Origin of the sequence: Rhizobium sp. P28RR-XV, from assembly GCF_012641385.1 — a bacterium.
Taxonomy (GTDB): domain Bacteria; phylum Pseudomonadota; class Alphaproteobacteria; order Rhizobiales; family Rhizobiaceae; genus Rhizobium.
In genome coordinates this window covers 517,438-541,580 of record NZ_JABAIG010000001.1, presented here as the reverse complement: position 1 = coordinate 541,580, position 24,143 = coordinate 517,438, and the positions used below count along the sequence as shown (strand labels likewise).

General features: G+C 60.0%; 19 protein-coding genes. 14 read left to right on the top strand and 5 right to left on the bottom strand.

All coding sequences use genetic code 11. The annotated features are described in order from the left end of the window. Positions 1-33 precede the first annotated feature (33 nt). The 10 genes from HGP12_RS02600 to HGP12_RS02555 all read left to right on the top strand — a co-directional run bounded on the left by HGP12_RS02600 (position 34) and on the right by HGP12_RS02555 (position 12,629). Positions 34-1,110 (top strand): BMP family ABC transporter substrate-binding protein, encoded by a 1,077-nt coding sequence (locus tag HGP12_RS02600; protein WP_168838979.1) that lies wholly within the window; start codon positions 34-36, stop codon positions 1,108-1,110. 142 nt (positions 1,111-1,252) lie between these two features. Next, entirely contained in the window at positions 1,253-2,215 is a 963-nt protein-coding gene (gene ytfQ, locus HGP12_RS02595; RefSeq protein ID WP_168838978.1) for a galactofuranose ABC transporter, galactofuranose-binding protein YtfQ, read from the top strand. Between the two features lie 128 nt (positions 2,216-2,343). After that, the gene (ytfR, locus tag HGP12_RS02590) at positions 2,344-3,867 is read left to right on the top strand and encodes a galactofuranose ABC transporter, ATP-binding protein YtfR (RefSeq protein WP_168838977.1); all 1,524 of its coding nucleotides are present in this window, start codon (positions 2,344-2,346) and stop codon (positions 3,865-3,867) included. Then, positions 3,864-4,892, top strand: a complete 1,029-nt coding sequence (locus tag HGP12_RS02585) for an ABC transporter permease (protein ID WP_168838976.1) — start codon at positions 3,864-3,866, stop codon at positions 4,890-4,892. The genes ytfR and HGP12_RS02585 overlap by 4 nt, the downstream gene beginning before the upstream one ends. After that, positions 4,889-5,857, top strand: a complete 969-nt coding sequence (gene yjfF, locus HGP12_RS02580; RefSeq protein ID WP_168838975.1) for a galactofuranose ABC transporter, permease protein YjfF — start codon at positions 4,889-4,891, stop codon at positions 5,855-5,857. The genes HGP12_RS02585 and yjfF overlap by 4 nt, the downstream gene beginning before the upstream one ends. 17 nt (positions 5,858-5,874) lie before the next feature. After that, on the top strand, positions 5,875-6,621 hold the full coding sequence (locus tag HGP12_RS02575; protein WP_168838974.1) for a FadR/GntR family transcriptional regulator: 747 nt from the start codon (positions 5,875-5,877) through the stop codon (positions 6,619-6,621). Positions 6,622-6,723: 102 nt separating this feature from the next. Continuing rightward, positions 6,724-8,085, top strand: a complete 1,362-nt coding sequence (glmU, locus tag HGP12_RS02570) for a bifunctional UDP-N-acetylglucosamine diphosphorylase/glucosamine-1-phosphate N-acetyltransferase GlmU (protein WP_168838973.1) — start codon at positions 6,724-6,726, stop codon at positions 8,083-8,085. 115 nt (positions 8,086-8,200) lie between these two features. Beyond that, positions 8,201-10,027, top strand: coding sequence for a glutamine--fructose-6-phosphate transaminase (isomerizing) (gene glmS, locus HGP12_RS02565; protein ID WP_168838972.1), 1,827 nt, complete (start codon positions 8,201-8,203; stop codon positions 10,025-10,027). 178 nt (positions 10,028-10,205) lie between these two features. Then, complete coding sequence (locus tag HGP12_RS02560; RefSeq protein WP_168838971.1) at positions 10,206-10,907, top strand: DUF502 domain-containing protein; 702 nt, start codon at positions 10,206-10,208, stop codon at positions 10,905-10,907. A 237-nt stretch (positions 10,908-11,144) separates the two neighbouring features. Beyond that, a complete protein-coding gene (locus HGP12_RS02555; protein WP_409526809.1) occupies positions 11,145-12,629 on the top strand; it encodes an esterase-like activity of phytase family protein in 1,485 nt (494 codons plus the stop codon). Between the two features lie 42 nt (positions 12,630-12,671). On the opposite strand, the gene recG is transcribed toward HGP12_RS02555, so the two are convergent. Further along, complete coding sequence (recG, locus tag HGP12_RS02550) at positions 12,672-14,777, bottom strand: ATP-dependent DNA helicase RecG (protein ID WP_168838969.1); 2,106 nt, start codon at positions 14,775-14,777, stop codon at positions 12,672-12,674. A 173-nt stretch (positions 14,778-14,950) separates the two neighbouring features. Here recG and HGP12_RS02545 point away from each other — a divergent pair, with 173 nt between their 5' ends. Both HGP12_RS02545 and mfd read left to right on the top strand, forming a co-directional pair. Beyond that, positions 14,951-15,265, top strand: coding sequence for a succinate dehydrogenase assembly factor 2 (locus HGP12_RS02545; protein ID WP_168838968.1), 315 nt, complete (start codon positions 14,951-14,953; stop codon positions 15,263-15,265). Further along, a complete protein-coding gene (gene mfd, locus HGP12_RS02540) occupies positions 15,262-18,762 on the top strand; it encodes a transcription-repair coupling factor (protein WP_168838967.1) in 3,501 nt (1,166 codons plus the stop codon). Before HGP12_RS02545 ends, mfd begins: the two co-directional genes overlap by 4 nt. A 77-nt stretch (positions 18,763-18,839) precedes the next feature. Here mfd and HGP12_RS02535 read toward each other — a convergent pair whose 3' ends face one another. Beyond that, on the bottom strand, positions 18,840-19,262 hold the full coding sequence (locus HGP12_RS02535) for a RidA family protein (protein WP_168839179.1): 423 nt from the start codon (positions 19,260-19,262) through the stop codon (positions 18,840-18,842). A 164-nt stretch (positions 19,263-19,426) separates the two neighbouring features. Between HGP12_RS02535 and HGP12_RS02530 the strand changes: the two genes are divergently transcribed. Next, on the top strand, positions 19,427-20,014 hold the full coding sequence (locus HGP12_RS02530) for a TetR/AcrR family transcriptional regulator (protein WP_168838966.1): 588 nt from the start codon (positions 19,427-19,429) through the stop codon (positions 20,012-20,014). A gap of 81 nt (positions 20,015-20,095) precedes the next feature. Here HGP12_RS02530 and HGP12_RS02525 read toward each other — a convergent pair whose 3' ends face one another. Both HGP12_RS02525 and HGP12_RS02520 read right to left on the bottom strand, forming a co-directional pair. After that, positions 20,096-20,767: a DsbA family oxidoreductase gene (locus tag HGP12_RS02525; RefSeq protein WP_168838965.1), complete on the bottom strand. Its 672-nt coding sequence runs from the start codon at positions 20,765-20,767 to the stop codon at positions 20,096-20,098. Positions 20,768-20,858: 91 nt separating this feature from the next. Continuing rightward, the gene (locus tag HGP12_RS02520) at positions 20,859-22,670 is read right to left on the bottom strand and encodes an extracellular solute-binding protein (protein ID WP_168838964.1); all 1,812 of its coding nucleotides are present in this window, start codon (positions 22,668-22,670) and stop codon (positions 20,859-20,861) included. 264 nt (positions 22,671-22,934) lie between these two features. On the opposite strand from HGP12_RS02520, the gene HGP12_RS02515 reads away from it, so the two are divergent. After that, positions 22,935-23,594: an invasion associated locus B family protein gene (locus HGP12_RS02515; protein WP_168838963.1), complete on the top strand. Its 660-nt coding sequence runs from the start codon at positions 22,935-22,937 to the stop codon at positions 23,592-23,594. A 138-nt stretch (positions 23,595-23,732) separates the two neighbouring features. Here the strand turns inward: HGP12_RS02515 and hspQ are convergent, their stop codons facing one another. Next, the gene (hspQ, locus tag HGP12_RS02510; protein ID WP_168838962.1) at positions 23,733-24,062 is read right to left on the bottom strand and encodes a heat shock protein HspQ; all 330 of its coding nucleotides are present in this window, start codon (positions 24,060-24,062) and stop codon (positions 23,733-23,735) included. Positions 24,063-24,143 lie beyond the last annotated feature (81 nt).

Genomic DNA, 24,143 nt, shown 5'->3' with positions numbered 1-24,143 from the left:
GGATTTCATAGTGTCAAACCAACAGGGGTAACCATGAAGAAACTAACACTCGCCCTCGCCACGACAGCCGCTGCCATCATCGGTTTTGCGGCCGCTGCAGAAGCCGCGCCGACCAAGGTCTGCTTCGTCTATGTCGGCTCGCACACGGATGGCGGCTATTCGCAGGCGCATGATCTCGGCCGTCAGCAGGTCCAGAAGGAGTTCGGCAACAAGATCGAGACGCCCTATCTCGAAAACGTGCCGGAAGGCCCGGACGCAGAGCGCGCCATCGAGCGTCTTGCCCGTTCCGGCTGCTCGCTGATCTTCTCCACCTCGTTCGGCTTCATGGACGCGACCGTCAAGGTTGCCGCCAAGTTCCCGAAGGTGAAGTTCGAGCATGCGACCGGCTTCAAGAGCGGCCCGAATCTCGCAACCTATAACTCGCGTTTCTATGAAGGCCGTTACATCCTTGGCCAGATCGCCGCCAAGACGTCGAAGAACCACGGCGCCGCCTACATCGCGTCCTTCCCGATTCCGGAAGTCGTCATGGGCATCAATTCCTTCGAACAGGGCGCCCGCTCGATCGATCCGAGCTTCAAGCTCAAGGTCGTCTGGGTCAACACCTGGTTCGATCCGGGCAAGGAAGCCGATGCCGCCAAAGCCATGGTCGACCAGGGCGTCGATGTCCTAACGCAGCACACCGACACGACGGCGCCGATGCAGGTGGCCGAAGAGCGCGGTATCCATGCGTTCGGTCAGGCGTCCAACATGATTGCCGCCGGCCCGAAGGCTCAGCTGACCGCCATTGTCGACACCTGGGGTAACTATTACTCCAAGCGCGTCCACGCGCTGCTCGATGGCACCTGGAAGTCCGAACAGAGCTGGGACGGCCTGAAGGACGGCATCCTGAAGATGGCCGATTACACCAACATGCCCGACGACGTGAAGAAGATGGCTCAGGAAACCGAAGCCAAGATCAAGTCAGGCGAGCTCGCTCCCTTCACCGGCCTGATCAACAAGCAGGACGGAACGCCCTGGCTGAAGGCAGGCGAAAAGGCCGATGACGGTACGCTGCTCGGCATGAACTTCTACATCGAAGGTGTCGACGACAAGCTGCCCGCTTCGAAATAAGCAGATGAAATAGTCTAAGTTGAGAAGGGGCGCTTAAAGCGCCCCTTTTTGTTGCACTGCATCATCGAATGTCGATTTACAAAAGTATTACTATATGATTTTTTTGACCGCGGCCTGAGGAAATGGCCTTTGGGAGGAAATCATGAAGTTGAAGACTGCACTGATCAGTGCGACGATGCTTGCTGCCTGCATGTTCACGTCGGCATCGGCTAAAGACCTGGTCGTCGGATTCTCGCAAATCGGTTCTGAGTCCGGTTGGCGTGCGGCCGAAACGACGCTGACGAAGCAGCAAGCCAAGAAGCGCGGCATTGACCTGAAGTTCGCAGACGCGCAGCAGAAGCAGGAAAACCAGATCAAGGCGATCCGTTCCTTCATCGCGCAGGGCGTCGATGCGATCCTGCTGGCGCCCGTCGTCGAGACCGGCTGGGATGCTGTCCTGAAGGAAGCCAAGGAAGCCAAGATCCCCGTCATTCTGCTTGACCGCACGGTTGCTGCACCGAAGGACCTTTATCTGACAGCTGTCACGTCCGACCTGGTTCATGAAGGCAAGGTCGCCGGTGACTGGCTTGTAAAGACGGTCGGCGACAAGAAGTGCAACATCGTCGAGCTGCAGGGCACGACCGGCTCTTCGCCGGCCATCGCCCGAAAGAAGGGCTTCGAGGAAGCCATCAAGGGTCATGACAACCTGAAGATCGTTCGTAGCCAGACCGGTGACTTCACCCGCGCCAAGGGCAAGGAAGTCATGGAAAGCTTCCTGAAGGCTGAAAACGGCGGCAAGGATATCTGCGCGCTCTACGCCCATAACGACGACATGGCCGTCGGCGCTATTCAGGCGATCAAGGAAGCCGGCCTGAAGCCGGGCAAGGACATCCTGACCGTGTCGATCGATTCGGTTCCGGATCTCTTCAAGGCCATGGCTGCCGGTGAGGCGAACGCCACCGTCGAACTGACGCCGAATATGGCAGGTCCTGCCTTCGACGCGCTCGATGCGTATCTGAAGAGCAAGAAGGAGCCGCCGAAGTGGATCCAGACGGAATCCAAGCTCTACACCCAAGCGGATGATCCGCAGAAGGTCTACGAGCAGAAGAAAGACCTCGGCTACTAAGACAAAAGCTGATCGTACCGGCTGGCAACGCCGCCGGTGCGAATTCATGTGCGAGATGCCGGCGCATCAGGCCAATGCGCCGGCTATCGCTTTCGCCCATTGGCTCAATGCAAGGACATCAGCGCTTCATGGCTCAAGACGTCGAGCGACTTCTGACAGCGACAGGCTTTTGTAAATATTTTCCCGGTTCGACCGCTCTCGATCATGTCGATTTCACGTTGATGCGCGGCGAGGTCCATGCGCTGCTCGGCGAGAACGGCGCCGGAAAATCCACACTGATCAAGTGCATGACCGGCGCCTATCGCCGCGACGGCGGCACTCTGGTTCTCGACGGCGCCGAGATCGATCCGCATGACACGCTGGCGGCGCAGAAGCTCGGCATCGGAACCGTCTACCAGGAAGTGAACCTGCTGCCCAATCTGAGCGTCGCGGAAAACCTGTTTCTCGGTCGCCAGCCGCGGCGGTTCGGCATGGTCAGCAGCCGCATCATGAACGGCATGGCGAGAGACCTGCTGTCGCAATACGGCATGGATATCGATGTCAACCGCCAGCTCGACCGCTTCTCCGTTGCCATACAGCAGGTGATCGCGATTGCCCGCGCCGTCGATCTCTCCGGCAAGGTGCTGATTCTCGATGAGCCGACGGCAAGCCTCGATACGCATGAAGTCGAAATGCTGTTCGGCATCGTCAGGCGATTGAAGGAGCGTGGCCTGGGGATCGTCTTCATCACGCATTTTCTTGAGCAGGTCTACGAGATCTGCGATCGCATTACCGTTCTTCGCAACGGTCGTCTGGTCGGCACGCGCGAAGCGAATGGTCTGCCGCGGCAGACCCTGATCGCCATGATGCTCGGCCGCGAGCTCGCCGAGACGGAAAGCACGGTGAGGCAGACCGAGACGGAAAGCGGTCCGGTCAGATATCATTTCACGAATTTCGGCAAGCGCGGCAAGATCAAGCCCTTCAACATGGAGGTGCATGTCGGAGAGGTGGTCGGCATCGCCGGCCTGCTTGGCTCCGGCCGCACCGAAACCGCCGAAGTGCTTTTCGGCGTCGAGCGTGCCGATAGCGGCGAAGCGAAGATCGACGGTAATACGGTGACGCTTTCCAGCCCCCGGGCTGCGATCAAGCGCGGCTTCGGCTTCTGCCCGGAAGACCGCAAGACGGACGGCATCATCGGCGATCTTTCCATTCGGGAAAACATTATCATGGCGCTGCAGGCGCGGCGCGGTTGGGCCAGACCTCTCGCGCGCAGCGAGCAGAACGCCATCGCCGATCGCTACATCAAGGCACTGGATATCCGCACGACCGATCGGGAAAAGCCCATCCGGCTTCTTTCGGGCGGCAACCAGCAAAAGGCGATCCTCGCGCGATGGCTGGCGACCAATCCGAATTTCCTGATCCTGGACGAGCCGACCCGCGGCATCGATGTCGGCGCCCATGCCGAAATCATCCGGCTGATCGAAGATCTTTGCCGGCAGGGCATGTCCCTGGTGGTCATTTCGTCTGAACTTGAGGAGCTTGTCGCCTATAGTTCACGCGTCATCGTCCTGCGCGACCGCGAACACATTGCCGAGTTGACCGGCAGCGGGATAACCGCCGGAAATATCGTCGAGGCCATTGCCACGGCTCAGAATGCAAAGGAAGACGCATGAGCTCGCAAATCAAGGCATCCTTGCTTCGGTTGCTGCCGCAGCTCATTGCGCTCGCGGTAATTCTTCTGTTGAATTTCATTATGTTCCCGCATTTTTTTCATCTAGAAATTCAAAATGGAAGACTCTACGGGAGTCTGATTGATGTGCTCAATCGCGGCGCACCGGTGGCGCTGCTGTCCATCGGCATGACGTTGGTCATTGCCACCAAGGGGATCGATCTTTCGGTCGGCGCGGTGATCGCAATATGCGGCGCCGTGGCGGCATCGTCGATCGTTTCCGGCTATTCGCTGACCTATACGCTGTTTCTGACCCTCGGCATCGGCCTGGCTTGCGGCCTATGGAATGGCTTCCTTGTCGCCACGCTCGATATCCAGCCGATCATCGCAACGCTGGTGCTGATGGTGGCCGGTCGCGGCATCGCGCAATTGATCACCGAGGGTGCGATCCTCACGTTCAACAATGACGGGCTGATCTTTCTCGGCAGCGGTTCCTTCGCGGCCTTCCCGATGCCCGTGGTGATCTGGTTTGTCGCCGCACTTGTCGTGATCCTTCTCGTCCGGCGCACGGCGCTTGGGATGCTGGTCGAAGCAATTGGTATCAACCGCCGGGCGAGCACGCTCTCGGGTATTCAAACCCCGGTCCTGCTCGTGGCGGTTTATGCATTGAGCGGGCTTTGTGCTTCCATCGCCGGCATCATCGTTTCAGCCGATATCAAAGGCGCTGATGCCAACAATGCCGGCTTATGGCTCGAGCTGGATGCGATTCTTGCCGTCGTCGTCGGTGGCAATTCGCTGCTCGGTGGCCGCTTCAGCATCGTCGGTTCGCTGATCGGTGCGATGATCATTCAATCGGTCAATACGGGCATCCTGCTCTCCGGCTTTCCGCCGGAGTTCAATCTGGTGATCAAGGCGATCATCGTCATCGTCATTCTGGTCATCCAGTCCCCGGCGATGCAATCCGCCACGTCATTCTTCTGGCGCCGCCGAGTCGAGGGGCAGATGGTGCAAAAGGAGCAGGCAAAGTGAATTCGAAATATCTTCCGCTGCTTGCGACCATCGTTATCTTCATCCTGGCTTATGCCGGCTGCGTGACGCAATATCCGAACATGCTGTCGACGCGGGTGATCGGCAATCTATTGACCGACAATGCTTTTCTGGGAATTGCGGCCGTCGGCATGACATTCGTGATCATTTCCGGCGGGATCGATCTGTCCATCGGCTCGGTCATCGCCTTTACCGGCGTTTTCCTGGCAGTCATCCTTCGCGATACGACGATTCATCCCTTGGTGGCTTTCGCCCTGGTTCTCGTCATCACGACGATCTTCGGCGCCGGCATGGGCGCCATCATCCATTATCTCAGCATGCCGCCCTTCATCGTGACGCTGGCCGGCATGTTCCTGGCGCGGGGCATAGCCTTCGTGCTGTCCATCGACAGCATCCCGATCGAGCACGATTTCTATTCGCAATTGAACGATCTCTATTGGCTGATGCCCGGTGGCGGCCGGTTGACATTGATCGGCGGTCTTATGCTGTTGGTCTTTGCCGGCGGCATCGTCCTTGCTCACCGCACCCGTTTCGGCGCCAATGTCTACGCTTTGGGTGGCGGCGTGCAGACGGCGGAACTCATGGGCGTGCCGGTCGGTCGCACGACGATCCGGATCTATGCTTTGTCCGGCTTTCTCGCCGGTCTATCCGGAATCGTTTTTTCAATTTATACATCCGCTGGATATTCGCTTGCCACGGTTGGCGTTGAGCTTGATGCCATCGCTGCCGTGGTCATAGGCGGAACACTGCTGACGGGAGGGGCGGGGTTCGTCGGGGGAACACTCATCGGAATTCTCATTCAGGGCCTGATTCAGACCTACATCACCTTCGATGGAACGCTTTCCAGCTGGTGGACGAAGATATTGATCGGCTTATTGCTGTTTGCATTTATTCTGATGCAGAAAGGCCTTCTGCTGCTTTCCCGTTTCAATCGACGATATGCCTGAGGGGAAGGACAGAGCGCTTGCGCAGCCGATTGCTTGATACCAGAAAAACCGAGAGAAAGTCACGAACGAGCCATGCTCAGGTCGTCGACGATCTTGGCAAGGCGATCGTCTCCGGAGCCTTTCCGATCGGCACCATCCTTCCCGGCGATAGCGAGCTTCTGCAACGTTTCAAGGTATCTCGCACCGTTCTGCGTGAGAGCATGAAGACTCTTGCGGCAAAAGGGCTGGTCGTGCCGCGCGCGCGGGTCGGCACTCGGGTCACCGAGAGAATTTATTGGAACATGTTCGACAATGAAGTGCTTAACTGGCACTTCGAAAGCGGGGTGAACAAGGAGTTCCTTCTCCATCTCTACGATATACGCATGGCTTTCGAGCCGTTCGCTGCTAGCCTGGTGGCGGAGCGCGCCAGCCGCGAGGACATCGATCTCTTGCGCCGGCTCGCGGCCTCCATGGCCGCTCCGCATCATACGTCGGACAGTCTTGCCGTTGCCGACCTGCATTTCCATCTGGCAATCACCGAAGCGTCGCAAAATCCGTTCATGCGGTCGCTCGGCGGGCTCATCGAGGCGGCGTTGGTCGGCATGTTCCGCATGAGCGCGCCACCCTCCAGCAACGGCTTCGCCAATATTGCCGACACGCATATGGCGATCGTCGATGCCATTGCGGCGCGGGACGGCCCGGCTGCGCATAAGGCCATGGAGTTTGTGATCATTGATGGGCGTCAGCACGTCCTCGAGGGTTTTGCCGCTCTTGCCCAGGCCTGACGCCCGTCTCTAATTTCGCCGTAGTTCATCGCTCGACTAGTTGCTATGAGGAGACTGTGCCCATCAGCGGGCAACGCCTGATCGTATATCTCGGAGCCCGAAATGGAACGTACCTGCCTCGCCATCATTCTCGCCGCCGGCGACAGTACCCGCATGAAATCGTCGATGTCGAAGGTTCTGCATCCGATTGCCGGTCGCCCGATGATCGCGCACGTGATGGAGGCGATCGCCAAGACGGATATTTCGGCGGCGGCGCTGGTTGTCGGGCGCAACCCCGATGAAGTCAGCGCGGCGGCGTCAATCGGCGGCATGACGGTCGAACCCTATCTGCAGAAAGAGCGCCTTGGCACCGGTCATGCCGTGTTGGCTGCGCGCGAGGCGATCGCGCGAGGGTATGACGATATTCTCGTTGCCTATGGAGATGTGCCGCTGCTGACTGACGCTCCGCTTCGCGCCGCCCGGCAAGGGCTCGCAGACGGCAATGATGTCGTCGTCATCGGCTTTCACACCGACAACCCGAATGCCTATGGCCGGCTGCTGGTCAAGGATGGCGAATTGATCGCGATCCGCGAGGCAAAGGATGCGACGGATGCCGAGCTGGCGGTGACCTGGTGCAACAGCGGCTTGATGGCGATCAACGGCCGTAAGGCGCTCGATCTGCTCGACCGCATCGGCAACGATAATGCCAAGGGCGAATATTATCTCACCGATCTCGTCGAGATCGCCCGGTCGCTTGGCGGCCGCGCCGTGGCCGTCGATGCGCCTGAGGTCGAGATGACCGGCTGCAACAACCGCGCCGAACTCGCTTTCATCGAGCGTCTCTGGCAGGAGCGGCGTAGGCACGAACTGATGCTGTCCGGTGTTACCATGATCGCGCCCGAGACCGTGTTTCTTGCCTACGATACGGTCATCGGCCAGGACGCGCTGATCGAGCCGAATGTCGTGTTCGGCCCGGGAGCGGTCATCGAAGGCGGCGCGATCATCCATGCCTTCTCGCATATCGAAGGCGCGCATGTCAGCGCCGGCGCGACGGTCGGACCCTTTGCGCGGCTGCGTCCGGGAGCCGATCTTGCCGGCGGCGCCAAAGTCGGCAATTTCTGCGAGGTCAAGAACGGCAAGATCGGCGAGGGCGCCAAGGTCAACCATCTGACCTATATCGGCGACGCGACGATCGGCGGCGGCAGCAACATCGGCGCCGGCACGATCACCTGCAACTATGACGGGGTGAACAAATACGAGACCCATATCGGCGCCAACGCGTTCGTCGGGTCCAACTCCTCGCTGGTCGCGCCCATTCGTATCGGAGACGGCGCCTATATTGCGTCCGGCAGCGTCATCACGGATGATGTTCCGGCTGAAGCCTTGGCCTTCGGCCGTGCACGCCAGGAAATCAAGCCGGAACGTGCCAAGGTCCTGCGCGAGCGGGCGCTCGCCATCAAGGCAGCGAAGAAGAGCGACCACTAAATCTTTGGGCTGCCGGCGTAACGGTCCGAAATCGAAAGTGACCGTTACGGCAATTGAGAAAATTGCAGGAACGATTAGGACTTGCCCTCATATTTGAGGCCAGACGGAGAGTTGTATGTGCGGTATTGTTGGGATCGTCGGAACGAAGCCTGTGGCGGACCGCTTGGTGGACGCGCTGCGGCGTCTCGAATACCGCGGCTATGATTCGGCCGGTGTCGCAACGATCCATGACGGCGTGATGGATCGCCGCCGCGCGGAAGGAAAGCTCTTCAATCTGGAGAAGCGGCTGGAGACGGATCCTCTGCCCGGCACGACGGGCATTGCCCACACACGCTGGGCAACGCACGGCGTTCCGAATGAGACCAATGCCCACCCGCATTTCGTCGAGGGTGTTGCCGTCGTCCACAACGGCATCATCGAAAACTTTTCCGAACTGCGCGAGGAACTGAAGGCCGAAGGCAAGGTGTTTGCTTCGCAGACGGACACGGAAGTCGTTGCACACCTGCTCGCAAACCATATCCGCGAAGGTCTCGAGCCCCGCGCCGCAATGCTGAAGATGCTGAACCGCGTGACCGGTGCCTACGCATTGGCCGTGATGTTTGAGAACGATCCCGACACGCTGATAGCGGCGCGTTCCGGCCCGCCGCTTGCCGTGGGGTACGGCAAGGGCGAAATGTTCCTCGGCTCGGATGCGATTGCCCTTGCACCCTTCACCAACGAGATCACCTATCTCGTCGATGGCGACTGCGCGATCGTCACGCATGCCGGCGCGACCATTCTCGATTTCAATGGCAATGAAGTAACCAGGCCGCGGCAGATCTCCCAGGCGACCGCCTATGTTGTCGACAAGGGCAATCATCGCCACTTCATGGAGAAGGAAATCTACGAGCAGCCGGAGGTCATTTCGCACGCGCTCAGCCAATATGTCGATTTTGCCAGCCATCGCGTGCGCCCAGGTGCGTCGGCGATCGATTTCGACGGTGTTTCCGGCCTGGCGATTTCCGCCTGCGGCACGGCCTATCTTGCCGGCTTGATCGGCAAATACTGGTTCGAGCGCTATGCGCGCCTGCCGGTCGAGATCGACGTCGCCTCCGAATTCCGCTACCGCGAGATGCCGCTGTCGCCCTCGCAGGCGGCGCTGTTCATTTCACAGTCCGGCGAGACGGCCGATACGCTGGCTTCGCTGCGTTACTGCCGCGACAACGGCCTGAAGATCGGCGCCGTCGTCAACGTCAAGGAATCGACCATCGCGCGCGAAGCCGATGCCGTGTTTCCAATCATGGCCGGTCCCGAGATCGGCGTTGCCTCGACGAAGGCCTTCACCTGCCAGCTTGCCGTTCTCGCATCGCTGGCGATCGGAGCGGGTGTCGCGCGCGGTACCGTCAGCGCTACGGATGAACAGGAAATGGTGCGCCATCTCGTCGAGATGCCGCGTATCATGGCCAATGTCCTGAATATCATCCAGCCGCAGATGGAAAGCCTGGCGCGAGAGATTTCGAAGTTCAAGGATGTGCTCTATCTCGGTCGCGGCACCAGCTTCCCGCTCGCCATGGAAGGTGCGCTGAAGCTGAAGGAAATCTCCTACATCCATGCCGAGGGTTATGCGGCCGGCGAGCTGAAACACGGGCCGATCGCCCTGATCGACGAGAACATGCCTGTCATCGTCATCGCGCCGCATGACCGCTTCTTCGACAAGACGGTTTCCAACATGCAGGAAGTGGCGGCACGCGGCGGCCGAATCATCTTCATCACCGACGAGGCGGGTGCGGCCGCATCGACGCTGCCGACGATGGCGACCATTGCCTTGCCTGTCGTCGACGAGATCATCGCGCCGATCATCTTCTCGCTGCCGATTCAGCTGCTCGCCTATCACACCGCCGTCTTCATGGGCACGGACGTCGATCAGCCGCGCAACCTCGCCAAATCGGTGACGGTGGAATAGGCTTTTCCGCCGGCCTCTTTTCGCAGTCACGTCATCGTGAGCAGGGTGTCCGTTCGGCGCTGCGGCGTGACTGGCTGGTTGTATGCCGCCCCAATTTCTGGCAGTCTTTCCGAAGGAGACGGTGGGGGAGGATTTGCCGGTCAGCGGGAGGCGACCGAACGGAGTTTTCGAGCGGCGAATGACTGAAAAGCTCATCAAAATGTCTGTGACCACGCGGATCAGAAACAATTTCCTGGCCGGTCTGATCATATGCGCTCCGATTGCCATCACGCTCTGGCTGACCTGGTCCGTCGTGCATTGGGCCGATAGCTGGGTCCGCCCCTATATTCCCGCGCGCTACGACCCCGAGAGCTATCTGAATTTTGCCGTTCCCGGCACTGGCCTGATCATCGCGATGATCTTCATTACGCTCGTCGGTTTTCTCGCCAAGAACCTGATCGGCCAGAGCATCGTCCGTTTCGGCGAGTCGATCGTCAATCGCGTGCCACTGGTGCGGACGATCTATAAGAGCGTCAAGCAGATCTTCGAAACCGTGCTGAAAGAGCAGGGCACGTCGTTCAAGAAGGTGGGCCTCATCGAATATCCGAGCCCCGGCCTCTGGTCCATGGTGTTCATATCGACGGATGCCAAGGGCGAAATCGCCTCGAAATTCAATGCCATGGGCCAGGACATGGTAGCGGTCTTCCTGCCGCCGACACCCGTGCCTACGGCCGGCTTTCTGGTTTTCGTTCCGCGCGAAAAGATCACGGTGCTCGACATGAGCCCGGAGGATGGCGCCAAGCTTCTAATTTCCGGTGGCCTGGTTTCGCCCGAATACAAGGAAGAACTGGTCGCGGCGAAGGGGCTGCCCAGGCCCGTTCCGATAAAGTCGCTCACCTAGAAGCACTCTCGTTCCTGTCGCTGGTCGGCTGGCTTCGCGTATCGCGCGAACTGTCATGTCCCTATCATATTGACGCCTTAGATCGTCCTTGGGGACAGGCAATCGAATGTATCTCATCAGCGAATGCTCGGAGTTTCGGTGTCGGGCTGTCGTTTTCTACGCGGCCTGAAAGCGGGCCGGAGATGGATGCCGTTGTCTCCACGCGGATTTTCATCGGAGGATACTGTTTTGAGATATATGCGTTCGAAGAGCCTGCCGCTGCTGTCGGCCGTACTAGCCACATTCGTTTTCTCCGCGCCGGTCGCCGCGCTCGCGGATAATTCCGTCGCGGTCCAGGGCGTGACGCTCGTCAACAAGGGACGCGTGGCGGTCGGTCGCATCCCGGCCAACCTGCGCGACAAGTTCGGCGAGACCTTCGGTTCCGGTTCGGGCATGTCGATCGACACCAAGAGCTGGGTTCGCAACGCCGACGGCACCTACAAGGGTTCGCTCTGGCTGCTACCGGACCGCGGCTACAATGCCGTCGGCACGACCGACTATCGCCCGCGTCTGAACACGATCGACGTTACTCTGAGCCCGGTCGCGTCCGGCGCGGCGCCGCCGGCCGGCAAGGAGCAGTCGGGCGTCGACGCCAAGCTTGCCGACACCCAGCTTCTCAAGGACGACAAGGGCGCCGACACCACTGGCCTCGATCCGACCAATGGTACCCGCCAAGCGGAAGGCAGCATGCCGCTGCTGCCCCAGGCGCCGAACGGCAAGATCTCGCTCGACACCGAAGCCATTGCCCGTCTGCCTGACGGCACCATGTTCATCAGCGACGAGTATGGCCCCTATATCTACCGCTTCGCCGCCGATGGCCGCATGATGTCCGCCACCCCTCCGCCGGCTGCGCTGCTGCCGATGCGCAATGGCGCCGTCAATTTCGCCTCCAATAACCCCGGTCCCGGCGAATCCGCTCCGGATCCGAAGGACCCGACCAGCGGCCGCCAGAATAACCAGGGCCTGGAAGGCATGTCGCTAACGCCGGATGGCAAGTTCCTGATCGCGGTGCTGCAGTCCGCAACGCGCCAGGATGGCGGCGATTCCAGCTCCACGCGACAGAACACCCGCGCGCTGGTCTATGATGCCGCCGATCCGGCAAATCTGAAGCTGGTTCACGAATATGTCGTGCCGCTGCCGGTCTTCACGAATGACAAGGGCAAGACGGCCGTCGCCGCCCAGAGCGAAATCTATGCGCTCTCGCCGCAGACCTTCCTGATGCTGGCGCGTGACAGCAACAACGGTTACGGCGTGAAAGGCGACAAGTCGCTCTACCGCAGCATCGTCGCTGTCGATGTCTCCACTGCTACCGATATTGCCGGTAAGTTCGATGCCGACAAGTCGGTCGCGCCCAAGGGCGTTCTTGACGCTTCGGTAAAGCCGGCAACGGTCAGCCAGTTCATCGACATTAACGACAGCGCCGATCTCGCGCGCTTCGGCCTTCATAATGGCGCGCCGAACGACCGCAACAATCTCTCGGAAAAGTGGGAGGCGATGTCGCTCGCAAGCGTTCAGGATCCAAAGCTGCCGGACGATTACTTCCTCTTCGTTGCCAACGACAACGACTTCCTGACCCAGGACGGCTATCAGGTCGGCGCTGCCTACAAGGGTGACGGCGGAGGCGATGTCGACACCATGTTCCAAGTGTTCCAGGTCACAATTCCCGGCCTTGCTGCCAAGTAAAGTTGTCAGAAAGGGATGGACGCAACAAATGCGTCCATCTGCTCATCCCGCCCGCAGGAACCGGATCGCCTCGTCGCGGCGGAAGAGATAGAGCAGGGTGCGCACGGCCATGCCGCGCTCGCCCGTCAGCTCCGGATCGCGCTCGATGAGATAGGCGGCATCCTTGCGGGCGATTTCCAGAAGATCGGCGTGCGCTTCGAGGCTGGCAATGCGGAAGCCGGGCGTGCCGGATTGACGCGTACCGAGAAGTTCGCCTTCGCCCCGCAGCTTTAAATCCTCCTCGGCAATGCGGAAACCATCTTCGGTGTCGCGCATGATCGACAACCGCGCATGGCCAGCTTCGCCAAGCGGCCCCTTGTATAGAAGAATACAGGTGGAGGCCTCGTCGCCGCGTCCGACCCGTCCGCGCAGCTGATGCAGCTGCGCTAGGCCGAAACGCTCGGCATGTTCGATGACCATGATCGTCGCGTCCGGCACGTCGACACCCACTTCGACGACCGTCGTTGCGACCAGTAGACGGATCTCGCCGCTCTTGAAGGCCATCATGACGGCATCCTTTTCCGGACCGCTCATCCGGCCATGGATAAGGCCGATGCCGGGACCGAGCGCCTTGGTCAACGTGTCATGGCGCTCCTCGACCGACATTAAATCGGATTCTTCGGATTCCTCCACAAGTGGACATATCCAATAGGCTTTTTTACCCTCAGAGAGCGCACTTTTCAGCCGAGCGACGATATCGCCGGTTCGCTCGTTCGGGATCGTGATCGTCTGGATCGGCTTGCGGCCCGCCGGCTTCTCGGTGAGCTTGGATACGTCCATATCGCCAAAGGCGGCAAGCACCAGCGTTCGCGGGATGGGCGTCGCGGTCATGACGAGCATATGCGGCGAGATGCCCTTCGCAGTTAGGCGCAGGCGCTGGTGGACGCCGAAACGGTGCTGCTCGTCGACGACAGCCAGCATGAGGTTGGCATAGGCGACGCTATCCTGGAACAGAGCATGCGTGCCGATGATGATCTGCGCTTCGCCGGAGGCGATGCGCTCGAGGATAGCATCCCGCTCGCGCCCCTTCGTGCGGCCTGTGAGAACTTCGACGGAAAGGTTTGCACTTGCTGCGAATTTTGAAATTGTCGTATGATGTTGGCGGGCAAGGATTTCGGTCGGCGCCATCAGCACGGCCTGTCCGCCGCTTTCGATGACCGCGGCGATCGCCATCAGCGCGACCAGCGTCTTTCCCGCGCCGACATCGCCCTGCAGCAACCGGAGCATGCGCTCCGTGCCTGCCATGTCCTTGAGAATATCGGCCACCGCGTCGCGCTGGCTATTCGTCATCGAGAAAGGCAGGGATTCCAATATCTTGCCGCTGATTTCTCCAGTTGGATGCACGGATTGTCCGGCAACCTTGCGCAGCCTCTGGCGAACCAGGGAGAGTGACAATTGCCCCGCCAGGAATTCGTCATAGGCAAGCCGGCGACGGGCCGGTGCCTGCGGATCGATATCGGCGGCGTCTCGCGGCGCATGCAGCATGTGGAAGCTGTCGGATATCGAGGGAAAACCCTGCTTCTGCGTAAGGGTAATGTCATCCCATTCGGGCAGTTGCGGAATTCGCGAGAGCGCGCCCTCGATGGTTTTGCGCAGGAATTTCGGGGTGAGGCCGGCGGTCAACGGATAGACCGGCTCGACCAGCGGCAGGTTTTCCGCCTCGCTGTCACGCATGATATAGTCCGGATGCACCATGGACGGCCGACCGTTGAACCAGTCGACCTTGCCGCTGACGGTGACCGTCTCGTCGACAGGCAGCTGCTTTTCGAGCCATTGCGCCTTGCCGCGGAAGAAGACCAGCGCAAGCTCGCCCGTCTCATCATGCAGATAGACACGATAGGGAACGTTGCTGCGCGGATTGGGCGGCGGCTGATGGCGATCGACGCGGCCGGTAATGGTGACGATGGCTCCCTGCGGCGCGCGGGCGATACCCGGCTGCTCGCGCCGGTCGATGATTGAATGCGGCGCATGGAAAATGAGGTCGATGACGCGGCAATCGTCGATCGTCTCGCGATCGAGCAGCTTCACCAGCAGCTCTGATACCTTCGGCCCGACGCCGGGCAGCGAAGATATGGAGGCAAACAGCGGATCGAGGATAGCGGGACGCATGACCGGCAAAATGCGACGGGCAGGGCGCATTTGGCAAGGGGTAGCGCCACGCACGACGTCTTTGAGGCCACCACTCCCCCGAAAATTACGCTTCCGACGCTTTTTTCTGAAAAACCGGTTCCCACCTTTCAATGCTGGTTTTATAGAGACGCATCAACATAAAGGTGTTTTTGATGACTGGGCTTACCCTCAGCAGTGCCGATCTCGATCCCCGTCGTCGGCGCATCCTTTTCCGCTGTTGGCATCGCGGCATCCGCGAGATGGATCTGGTCTTCGGCCAGTTCGCCGATAACGAGCTGCCGGGTCTTCCCGAGGCCGAACTTGATGAACTCGAGCGCATCATGGCCGAAGAAGACAATGATCTTCTAAAATGGATCCTCGGTAGCGAGCCGACGCCGCAGAATCTGCGCACACCGCTCTTTGAGCGTCTCGCCTCCTACAAGCCCGATTTCGAAGAGATCGCCGAAAGGTTTGGATTAACGAAATGATCCCCGGTTTCGACGCGAAGAAGCTGCTTGCCGCAAGCGAGCCGATGACGATCGGTCATGTTCCGGCCGGCCTGGAGCCGTTCCTGATTGCCGAGATGGCAAAGGCCGGCCGGCCGATCGCCTATGTCATGTCCGACGGCCAGCACATGGCCGATGTCGAACAGATGCTCGGCTTCATCGCGCCTGAAATTCCGGTCCTCACCCTGCCGGCCTGGGACTGCCTTCCTTACGACCGCGTCTCCCCAAGCTCCGACACGTCGGCCCGGCGTCTTGCGGCTTTGTCCGGCCTCATCGCGTATCATCGCAAGCCGCATGCGGCGGTCGTGCTGGTGACGGTCAACGCCATGCTGCAGAAAGTGGCACCGCAGGACATTATCGAGAGCCTGGCTTTCTCGGCGAGGCCGGGCAATCAGGTCCGGATGGACGATATCGCGGCCCGTCTGGAGCGCAACGGCTTCGAGCGCGTGGCGACCGTGCGCGAGGTCGGCGAATATGCCGTGCGCGGCGGCATCCTCGATGTCTTCGTTCCGGGTACGGAAGAGCCTGTGCGCCTGGATTTCTTCGGCGATACGCTGGAAAGCATCCGCAGCTTCGATCCTGCCAGCCAGCGCACGACGGGACAGGTGCGCTCGCTCGATCTCAATCCGATGAGCGAAGTGACGCTGACGCCGGATACGATCAGCCGCTTCCGCAAGAACTATCTCTCAGCCTTCGGCGCCGCCACGCGCGACGATGCGCTTTATGTCGCCGTATCCGAAGGGCGACGCTATGCCGGCATGGAGCATTGGCTGCCGCTTTTCTACGAGAAGCTGGAGACGGTCTTCGATTACCTCAAGGGCTTCCGGCTTGTGACGGACCACACCGTGCGCGAGGCGGCCGAGGAACGCTCCAAGCTCGTCTTTGACTATTACGACGCCCGCCTGCATTCCGGTCAGCAAGCCAAGGGGCAGATGGCGCAGGGCACACCCTATAAGCCGGTAACGCCCGGTCAGCTCTATCTCGACGGCAAGGCCCTCGGCAACGCGCTCGATGCCTTTGGCGCTATCCGCATCTCGCCCTTCAACGAACATGAGGGCGAGGCGCGCCGCGTCATCGAGCTTGACGCCCGTCAGGGGCCGCGCTGGGCGCGGTCCGCGACTGACACAGCCGACAGCGAGCGCGTCAACGTCTTCGATGCCGTCGTCAAGCATATCGCCGACAAGCGGGCGGCGGGCGGCAAGGTGCTGATTTCGGCCTGGACCGAAGGCTCGCTCGACCGTCTCCTGCAGGTGCTCTCCGAACACGGGCTGGCGCGCGTCAAGACCATCGAGGCCTTCAAGGACCTCGGCGGCCTGGCGAAGGGCGAGGCGGCCGCCGCCGTCCTCAGCCTGGAAGCGGGTTTCGAGGCCGGCGATCTGATCGTCATCGGCGAGCAGGATATTCTCGGCGACCGCATGGTGCGCCGCTCCAAGCGCCGCAAGCGCGCCGCCGACTTCATCTCGGAAGTGGCGGGGCTGGACGAAGGTTCGATCGTCGTGCATGCCGAGCATGGCATCGGCCGCTTCGTCGGGCTGAGGACCATCGAGGCCGCCGGCGCGCCGCATGCCTGCCTTGAGCTGCTTTATGCTGACGATGCCAAGCTATTCCTGCCGGTCGAAAACATCGATCTCCTGTCACGCTACGGCGGTGAGGGCACCGAGGCGCAGCTCGACAAGCTCGGCGGCGGTGCCTGGCAGATGCGCAAGGCGAAGCTCAAGAAGCGCCTGCTGGATATGGCGGGCGCCTTGATCCGCGTCGCGGCGGAACGCTTGACCCGGCATGCGCCGGTACTCAGCACCCCGGATGGCCTCTACGACGAATTTGCCGCACGCTTCCCTTATGACGAGACCGACGACCAGATGAACGCCATCGAGGCCGTGCGCGACGATCTCGGCGCTGGCCGGCCGATGGATCGCCTCGTCTGCGGCGACGTCGGCTTCGGCAAGACGGAAGTGGCGCTGCGCGCCGCCTTCGTCGCCGCCATGAACGGCGCGCAGGTCGCGGTCGTCGTGCCGACGACCTTGCTCGCCCGCCAGCATTTCAAGACCTTTTCCGAGCGCTTTCGTGGGCTCCCGATCCGAATACAGCAGGCATCCCGTCTCGTCGGCGCCAAGGAACTGGCGCTGACCAAGAAGGAAGTGTCCGAAGGCAAAACCGACATCGTCGTCGGAACCCATGCATTGCTCGGCGCCGGCATCAAATTCGCCAATCTCGGCCTGCTCGTCATCGACGAGGAGCAGCATTTCGGTGTGAAGCACAAGGAGCGCTTGAAGGAGCTGAAGAGCGACGTGCATGTGCTGACGCTATCGGCAACGCCGATCCCGCGCACACTGCAGCTGGCAATGACGGGCGTCCGCGAGCTGTCGCTCATCACCACGCCACCGGTCGACCGCATGGCGGTGCGCACCTTCATCTCGCCTTTCGATTCGCTCGTGATCCGCGAAACTCTGATGCGCGAGCATTATCGCGGCGGCCAGAGCTTCTATGTCTGTCCGCGCCTTGCCGATCTCGCCGATATTCACGCCTTCCTGCAATCGGATGTACCGGAGCTGAAGGTGGCGGTCGCCCACGGCCAGATGCCGGCCGGCGAGCTGGAAGACATCATGAATGCCTTCTACGAGGGGCGTTATGACGTGTTGCTCTCTACCACCATCGTCGAATCCGGCCTCGACGTGCCGACGGCCAACACGCTGATCGTCCATCGCGCCGACATGTTCGGTCTTGCTCAGCTCTATCAGCTCCGCGGCCGCGTCGGCCGCTCCAAGGTCCGCGCCTTCGCTCTCTTCACCCTGCCGGTCAACAAGGTGCTGACGACCACGGCCGAACGCCGGCTCAAGGTGCTGCAGTCGCTGGATACGCTCGGCGCCGGCTTCCAGCTCGCCAGCCACGATCTCGATATTCGCGGCGCCGGCAATCTGCTCGGCGAGGAACAGTCCGGCCACATCAAGGAAGTCGGTTTCGAGCTTTACCAGCAGATGCTCGAGGAGGCCGTCGCTGAGGTCAAGGGTGTCGATGAGATCCAGAATACAGGCTGGTCGCCGCAGATCTCCGTGGGCACGCCGGTCATGATCCCCGACGATTACGTGCCCGATCTGCATCTGCGCATGGCGCTGTACCGCCGCCTCGGCGAGATCACCGAGCTGAAGGAGATTGACGGTTTCGGTGCCGAAATGATCGACCGATTCGGCCCCTTACCGATCGAGGTGCAGCACCTCCTCAAGATCGTCTACATCAAGTCGCTCTGCCGCGTCGCCAATGTCGAGAAGCTGGACGCCGGCCCGAAGGGCGTCGTCGTGCAGTTCCGCAACAAGGAATTCCCGAACCCGGCCAATCTCGTCGGCTACATCGCCAAACAGGGCACAATGGCAAAGATCCGCCCCGACCACAGCGTGTTTCTGACCCGTGATCTTCCGACGCCGGAAAAGCGGCTGCAGGGGGCGGCCGTGGTCATGACGCAGCTGGCGGAGCTGGCGAAGTAGGGAGGCGTGTCTTAGCAACCGATCGTTTTCGGCCCGCAACAGCCATTTACCGCCGCGGGCTGAAATCCGACATGTCCTCATGCGGCCTGGGGCTTGCGAGTCTCTCCAACGTCTGGAATGCGCGCGATAACCTTGATTTCGAAATCGAAGCCAGCCAGCCAATTGACGCCGATCGCCGTCCAATTCGGATAGGGCGCCTCATTGAAGATTCGGGTCTTGACGGTCATGATCGCGCCGAACTGCCGTTCCGGATCGGTGTGGAACGTGGTGACGTCGATAATATCGTCGAAGGTGCAGCCTGCGGCTTCCAAGATTGCCCGCAAATTGTCGAAGGCAAGCTGAACCTGACGTTCGAAATCCGGCTCCGGGCTCCCATCCGCACGGCTGCCGACCTGGCCGGAAACGAACAGCAGATCACCTGATCGGATAGCGGCGGAATAGCCATGTTCTTCGTAAAGCGCATGTCTGTTCCTAGGGAAAATTGCATTACGCGTCGTCATCATGTTCGGCCCTCGCGTTGACGTGAAAGATCGGAGGGGCGCCATCCTGTACGGCCCTTCCAAAATGCCGTTTCATTTGATATACGGCACGTATGTGAGATATTCATATACACTGCGTATGTCAATGTTTCAAATACGAAACGTATGTGAAATTTGAGGGTGAGATGGCGAAACGCCTGGAAACAATGGAAGAAAACCGGAACAAGCTCATTGTCGCCGCACGAAAAGCCTTCGCCGAAAAAGGATTTGCCGGAGCGTCGATGGACGAGCTGACGGCAGATGTCGGCCTGACGAGGGGCGCTCTCTATCATAACTTCGGAGACAAGCGCGGATTGCTCGCCGCCGTCGTTGATCAGATCGACAATGAAATGGCGCTGCGGGCAAAAGCGATAGGCGAGCAGGCGGGCGGCGGCTGGCAAGGCCTGCTTGCGGAAGGCGAAGCCTATATCGAAATGGCGCTCGATCCCGAGGTCCAGCGCATCGTCCTGCTTGACGGGCCGGCGGTGCTCGGCGATCCATCGAAATGGCCCAGCCAGAACAGCTGTCTCGCGGGGACCCGGCAGACGGTGTCAAAGCTTCTGGAGCACGAAGTCGTCAAGCCGGTCGATGCCGAGGCGGCAGCGCGGCTCCTCTCCGGCGCAGCGCTGAATGCTGCCCTTTGGGTTGCCGCCAGCGACAATCCTGTGGAGGTGCTGCCGAAGGCGATCGAGGCTTTCCGCGCGATGGCTTCGGGATTGCTGGCAAAGGCCTGACGGCGATTGTCGCTCGACTGCTTCCACTATCGGCGATTCGCGGAAGCTTTTGCGCATTTCATTGGAAACGCCGAACTCCGATCAATTCATCCCCGCCCGCGCTTCCGCCTTCATCTTGGCAATGTCACGCAACGCCTCGGCGATCACATCCGGTGTCTGTGCGCCGCTGACGGCATACTGCTGGTCGAAGATGAAAAAGGGCACGCCGTTGACGCCGATCTTCTGGGCGGCGTCGATTTCGCCGATGATGAGATCTCGGTCCGCGTCGGAGGCAAGCAGGGTGGCGATGACGGAGCGGTCGAGGCCTGCTTCTTCGGCAATATCGAGCAGCACGGCGTGATCGCCGACGTTGCGGCCCTCTTCGAAATTGGCCTTGAAGAGCGCATCGACCACCTTGTCCTGCTTCTCGCGGCTTTCCGTGACGGACCAATGGATGAGGCGGTGCGCATCGAGCGTGTTGGGACCGATCTTGATGGCGTCGAAATCGAACTTGATGCCGACTTCGCGGCCGAGATCGGTCAGCATCTTGTGCCCCTGTGCGACACGCTCCGCGCCGCCGAGCTTCTGCTCCAGTGCTTTCTTCTGGTCGACGCCTTCGGGCGGATAGTCGGGATTCAGGCGGTAGGGCCGCCAGTTGAGGTCGACGCCAACCTCGTCCTGCACCTCGGCGATGGCGAGCTCAAGCCGTGCCTTGCCGAGATAGCACCATGGGCAGACGACGTCGGAGACGATGTCGATCGTGATGCGTTCCATGGTTCCGTCCTTTCGGTTTTGGGCTGTTCTTCACCATCTAGGCCTTTGTGCCGATGGCTTCAACCGGTTACCGAAAAGGAACCATGCAATACTATTGCGCCGAGGCGTCCCACCAGACCGGTAACTGATAACCATAGAGCGGCAATGCGTCGGGATGAGCAATGTGGCTTCGCCGCGCCACCCATTGCTGCGCGATATGATAGAGCGGCACGGCATAATAGCCCGAGATCAGGATACGATCGAAGGAGCGCACCGCATCGCGAAAATCATCAGCCGAACGCGCCGTTAGGAAATGATTGATCAGCGTATCGACATTAGGATCCTCGACGCCGGCAAAATTCAGGCTGCCCGGCATTTTCGCGGCGGCGGAACCCCATCGTCCTACTTGCTCGATACCAGGCGAGAGCGAGGAGGGGTAGGATTTGACGACCATGTCATAATCGTAATTTGTCGTGCGCAGCTGATATTGCGAATCGTCTACGGTGCGGATGGTGACGGCAATGCCGAGCAGCGCCAGCGACCGGCGGTAGGCGATGGCAAGACGCTCCTGATCTGCATTCTGCGTCATGATCTCAAAGCTAAGCTGCCGCTCGGCGCTATCGACCATGCGTTCGCCCTTGATCGTGTAGCCGCCTTTCTTGAGGAAGTTGACGGCCTTGCGCAGAATCTTGCGGTCGCGGCCGGAACCGTCGCTGACCGGCAGCTTGTAGGTGCCGTCAAGCACATCGGCGTCGATATGGTCCTTGATCGGACCGAGCATGGCAAGCTCGTTGGCATCGGCCGGAACGCCGAACGAGGAAAGATCGGAATTCTGCCAGTAGCTTTCGGTGCGCGTATAGGCATTGGAGGCAAGATTGCGGTTGAACCACTCAAAATCGAAGGCGAGCGTCAGGCCCTTGCGCACATTCTTGTCGGAAAAGATCGGCCGGCGCGCGTTGAAGACAAAGCCGAACATGCCGCTCGGCAGCTTCGGCGTGAATGTTTCCTTGACGACTGCTCCGGAGCTTGCGGCCGGAAAGTTATAGGCCTGCTGCCAATGCGCCGGGCTGCCGTCCTGATAGATATCAAGATCGCCCTTCTTGAAGGACTCGAACACAGTCGTATCCTGCAGGAAGTAGTTCACCACGATCTGATCATAATTGTCGACGCCGACCTTCGTCGGAATATCCTTGCCCCAGTAGTCGGAATTGCGCTCGAAGACGATTCGCTGGCCCGGATCGACGCTCTTTACCCGATACGGCCCGGAGCCAATCGGGATACTGAGCGTGGTATGGTCGAAATTATCTGGATCGGTCGCATGTTTCGGCAGGATCGGCAGCGATGATGCGATGATCAGCGGCGTTTCGCGATTGGCCTTCTCGTTAAAGCGGATCATAACGCTATGCTCGCCGACCTTTTCCATGCTGCTGATCGTATCGAGCCAGGACGAAAGAGGAATGCGTCCCTTATCGCGCAGGAGCTGGAAGGTGAAGATCACGTCGTCCGGCGTCACCGGCTGCCCGTCGGACCATTTGGCGTCGGGATTGAGGTTGAACTGAATGTAGCTCCGGCTCTCGTCCCATTCGACCGTCTGCGCCAGTAATCCGTAGAGCGTAAAGGGCTCGTCGCGTGAGCGCTGCATCAGCGGTTCGTAAATGAGATTGCCGAATTCCGGATCCCACATGCCGCGCGCCGTCGTGCGCATGCTCTTTAAAATGAAGGGATTGAGATTGTCGAAGGTGCCGACGACGCCGTAACTGATGCGGCCGCCCTTTTTCACATCCGGATTGACATAAGGGAAATGCTTGAAGTCCGCCGGCAGCGCCGGATCTCCATGCATGGCGATGCCATAGAGCGGTTGCGCCGCGGCGGCATTGCACAAGGCTGCGAAGAACAGGAAGACAGCGATCCGGAGCGCTTGCATGGCATCCTTTCCGGTAAGGGTACGAATCGGCCGAACATTATCACGAGCGTGCCCAATTCAACACGCGACTGCGGAATTCTTGGGTCTCAGCAGAAAAGGCCAAAGAAAAGCTGGATATCCGCGCCAGTGCGATGTAACAGGGGTGCCGGGTTTCTCGGGTCATGTATTTGCCTTATTCATTCGACAGGTGGACGACGGTTTGACCCGAATTGCATGGGACGGCGCGCTGTCGTTCCGAAGCGGATTTCAGGAGGCGGTTTCGCTATGATGTTCAAGACTGACAACAAAATGCGGGCAGGTCTCTCTGCTCTGGCTCTCATGATCGGCGCGGCCATGCCGGCTGCTGCCTTCGCTCAGGACGCGTCCAACGCAGCTCCTGCCGATGGTGGCAACGATCCCAATCAGCCGCGCCTGGGTTGGTACAAGACCTGCACCAAGCAGGACGATGCCGATATCTGCATCGTGCAGAACCTGATCATGGCCAACAATGGCCAGCTAGTAACGGCAGTGGGCCTCATCTCCGTCGATGGCAAGGTTAACCGCAAGATCCTGCAGATCTCCGTTCCAACGGCTCGCCTGATCCCGCCCGGCGTCACCATGCAGGTTGACGGCGGCAAGGGCCAGAAGCTCGATTACGCCGTCTGCCTTCCGGACAAGTGCACCGCTGAAGTGCCCGTGACCGACGCGATGATCAACTCGCTGAAGAAGGGCACGGATGTGACCTTCACCTCGATCAACTTCCGCCGTGCGCCGAACCCGATCAAGATTTCGCTCACCGGTTTTGGTGCCGCTTTCGACGGTCCGGCAATCTCCGACAGCAAGCTCGCTGAAAGCCAGAAGAGCCTGCAGGACAGCATGCAGAAGAAGGCTGAGGAAGCGCGCAAGAAGCTGGAAGACGCCCAGAAGGCCGCCAAGCAGCAGTAAGTCTCGCGAAACTTTGCGCTTTGAAAAAGCCCGGAGCGATCCGGGCTTTTTTGCTGGTATCAACCATGTCCGTAAATCAAAAAAGGGAAGAGGCTTGGGGCATCTTCCCTTTTTTTAAAAAACTTATCTGACAGGCGCTTAGTGGGCGAAGCTCATCTTGGGTCTGAACTGGCCTGTTGGCGCCCGGTCGAAAATCTGACCGATCTGCGGATTGCGAAGCGGAACGCCGCTCTCGTCGTTGATCAGATTCTGTTCCGATACGTATGCGACATACTCCGTCTCGTCATTTTCGGCGAGAAGGTGGTAGAAGGGCTGGTCCTTGTCGGGCCGCACTTCGGCCGGGATAGAATTCCACCATTCCTCGGTGTTTGCGAATTCCGGATCGACATCGAAGATGACACCACGGAAGGGGAACATCCGGTGTCGAACCACGTCGCCAATATTGAATTTTGCGTTTCGTTGTTTCATGGCACGACTTCCTTTCAGCTAATCATGTGGTGACTTTCACCACTGATATCAAGGATTTTGCCCCCATTCCTTCATCGAACT

Coding starts and splice junctions, on each gene's coding strand:
- HGP12_RS02585 (WP_168838976.1), top strand. CDS start 3,864: ATGAGCTCGCAAATCAAGGCATCCTTGCTTCGGTTGCTGCCGCAGCTC.
- HGP12_RS02560 (WP_168838971.1), top strand. CDS start 10,206: ATGACTGAAAAGCTCATCAAAATGTCTGTGACCACGCGGATCAGAAAC.
- HGP12_RS02545 (WP_168838968.1), top strand. CDS start 14,951: ATGACTGGGCTTACCCTCAGCAGTGCCGATCTCGATCCCCGTCGTCGG.
- HGP12_RS02555 (WP_409526809.1), top strand. CDS start 11,145: ATGCGTTCGAAGAGCCTGCCGCTGCTGTCGGCCGTACTAGCCACATTC.
- HGP12_RS02520 (WP_168838964.1), bottom strand. CDS start 22,670: ATGCAAGCGCTCCGGATCGCTGTCTTCCTGTTCTTCGCAGCCTTGTGC.
- glmU (WP_168838973.1), top strand. CDS start 6,724: ATGGAACGTACCTGCCTCGCCATCATTCTCGCCGCCGGCGACAGTACC.
- HGP12_RS02600 (WP_168838979.1), top strand. CDS start 34: ATGAAGAAACTAACACTCGCCCTCGCCACGACAGCCGCTGCCATCATC.
- mfd (WP_168838967.1), top strand. CDS start 15,262: ATGATCCCCGGTTTCGACGCGAAGAAGCTGCTTGCCGCAAGCGAGCCG.
- HGP12_RS02515 (WP_168838963.1), top strand. CDS start 22,935: ATGATGTTCAAGACTGACAACAAAATGCGGGCAGGTCTCTCTGCTCTG.
- HGP12_RS02535 (WP_168839179.1), bottom strand. CDS start 19,262: ATGACGACGCGTAATGCAATTTTCCCTAGGAACAGACATGCGCTTTAC.
- ytfR (WP_168838977.1), top strand. CDS start 2,344: ATGGCTCAAGACGTCGAGCGACTTCTGACAGCGACAGGCTTTTGTAAA.
- HGP12_RS02530 (WP_168838966.1), top strand. CDS start 19,427: ATGGCGAAACGCCTGGAAACAATGGAAGAAAACCGGAACAAGCTCATT.
- hspQ (WP_168838962.1), bottom strand. CDS start 24,062: ATGAAACAACGAAACGCAAAATTCAATATTGGCGACGTGGTTCGACAC.
- HGP12_RS02525 (WP_168838965.1), bottom strand. CDS start 20,767: ATGGAACGCATCACGATCGACATCGTCTCCGACGTCGTCTGCCCATGG.
- glmS (WP_168838972.1), top strand. CDS start 8,201: ATGTGCGGTATTGTTGGGATCGTCGGAACGAAGCCTGTGGCGGACCGC.
- recG (WP_168838969.1), bottom strand. CDS start 14,777: ATGCGTCCCGCTATCCTCGATCCGCTGTTTGCCTCCATATCTTCGCTG.
- ytfQ (WP_168838978.1), top strand. CDS start 1,253: ATGAAGTTGAAGACTGCACTGATCAGTGCGACGATGCTTGCTGCCTGC.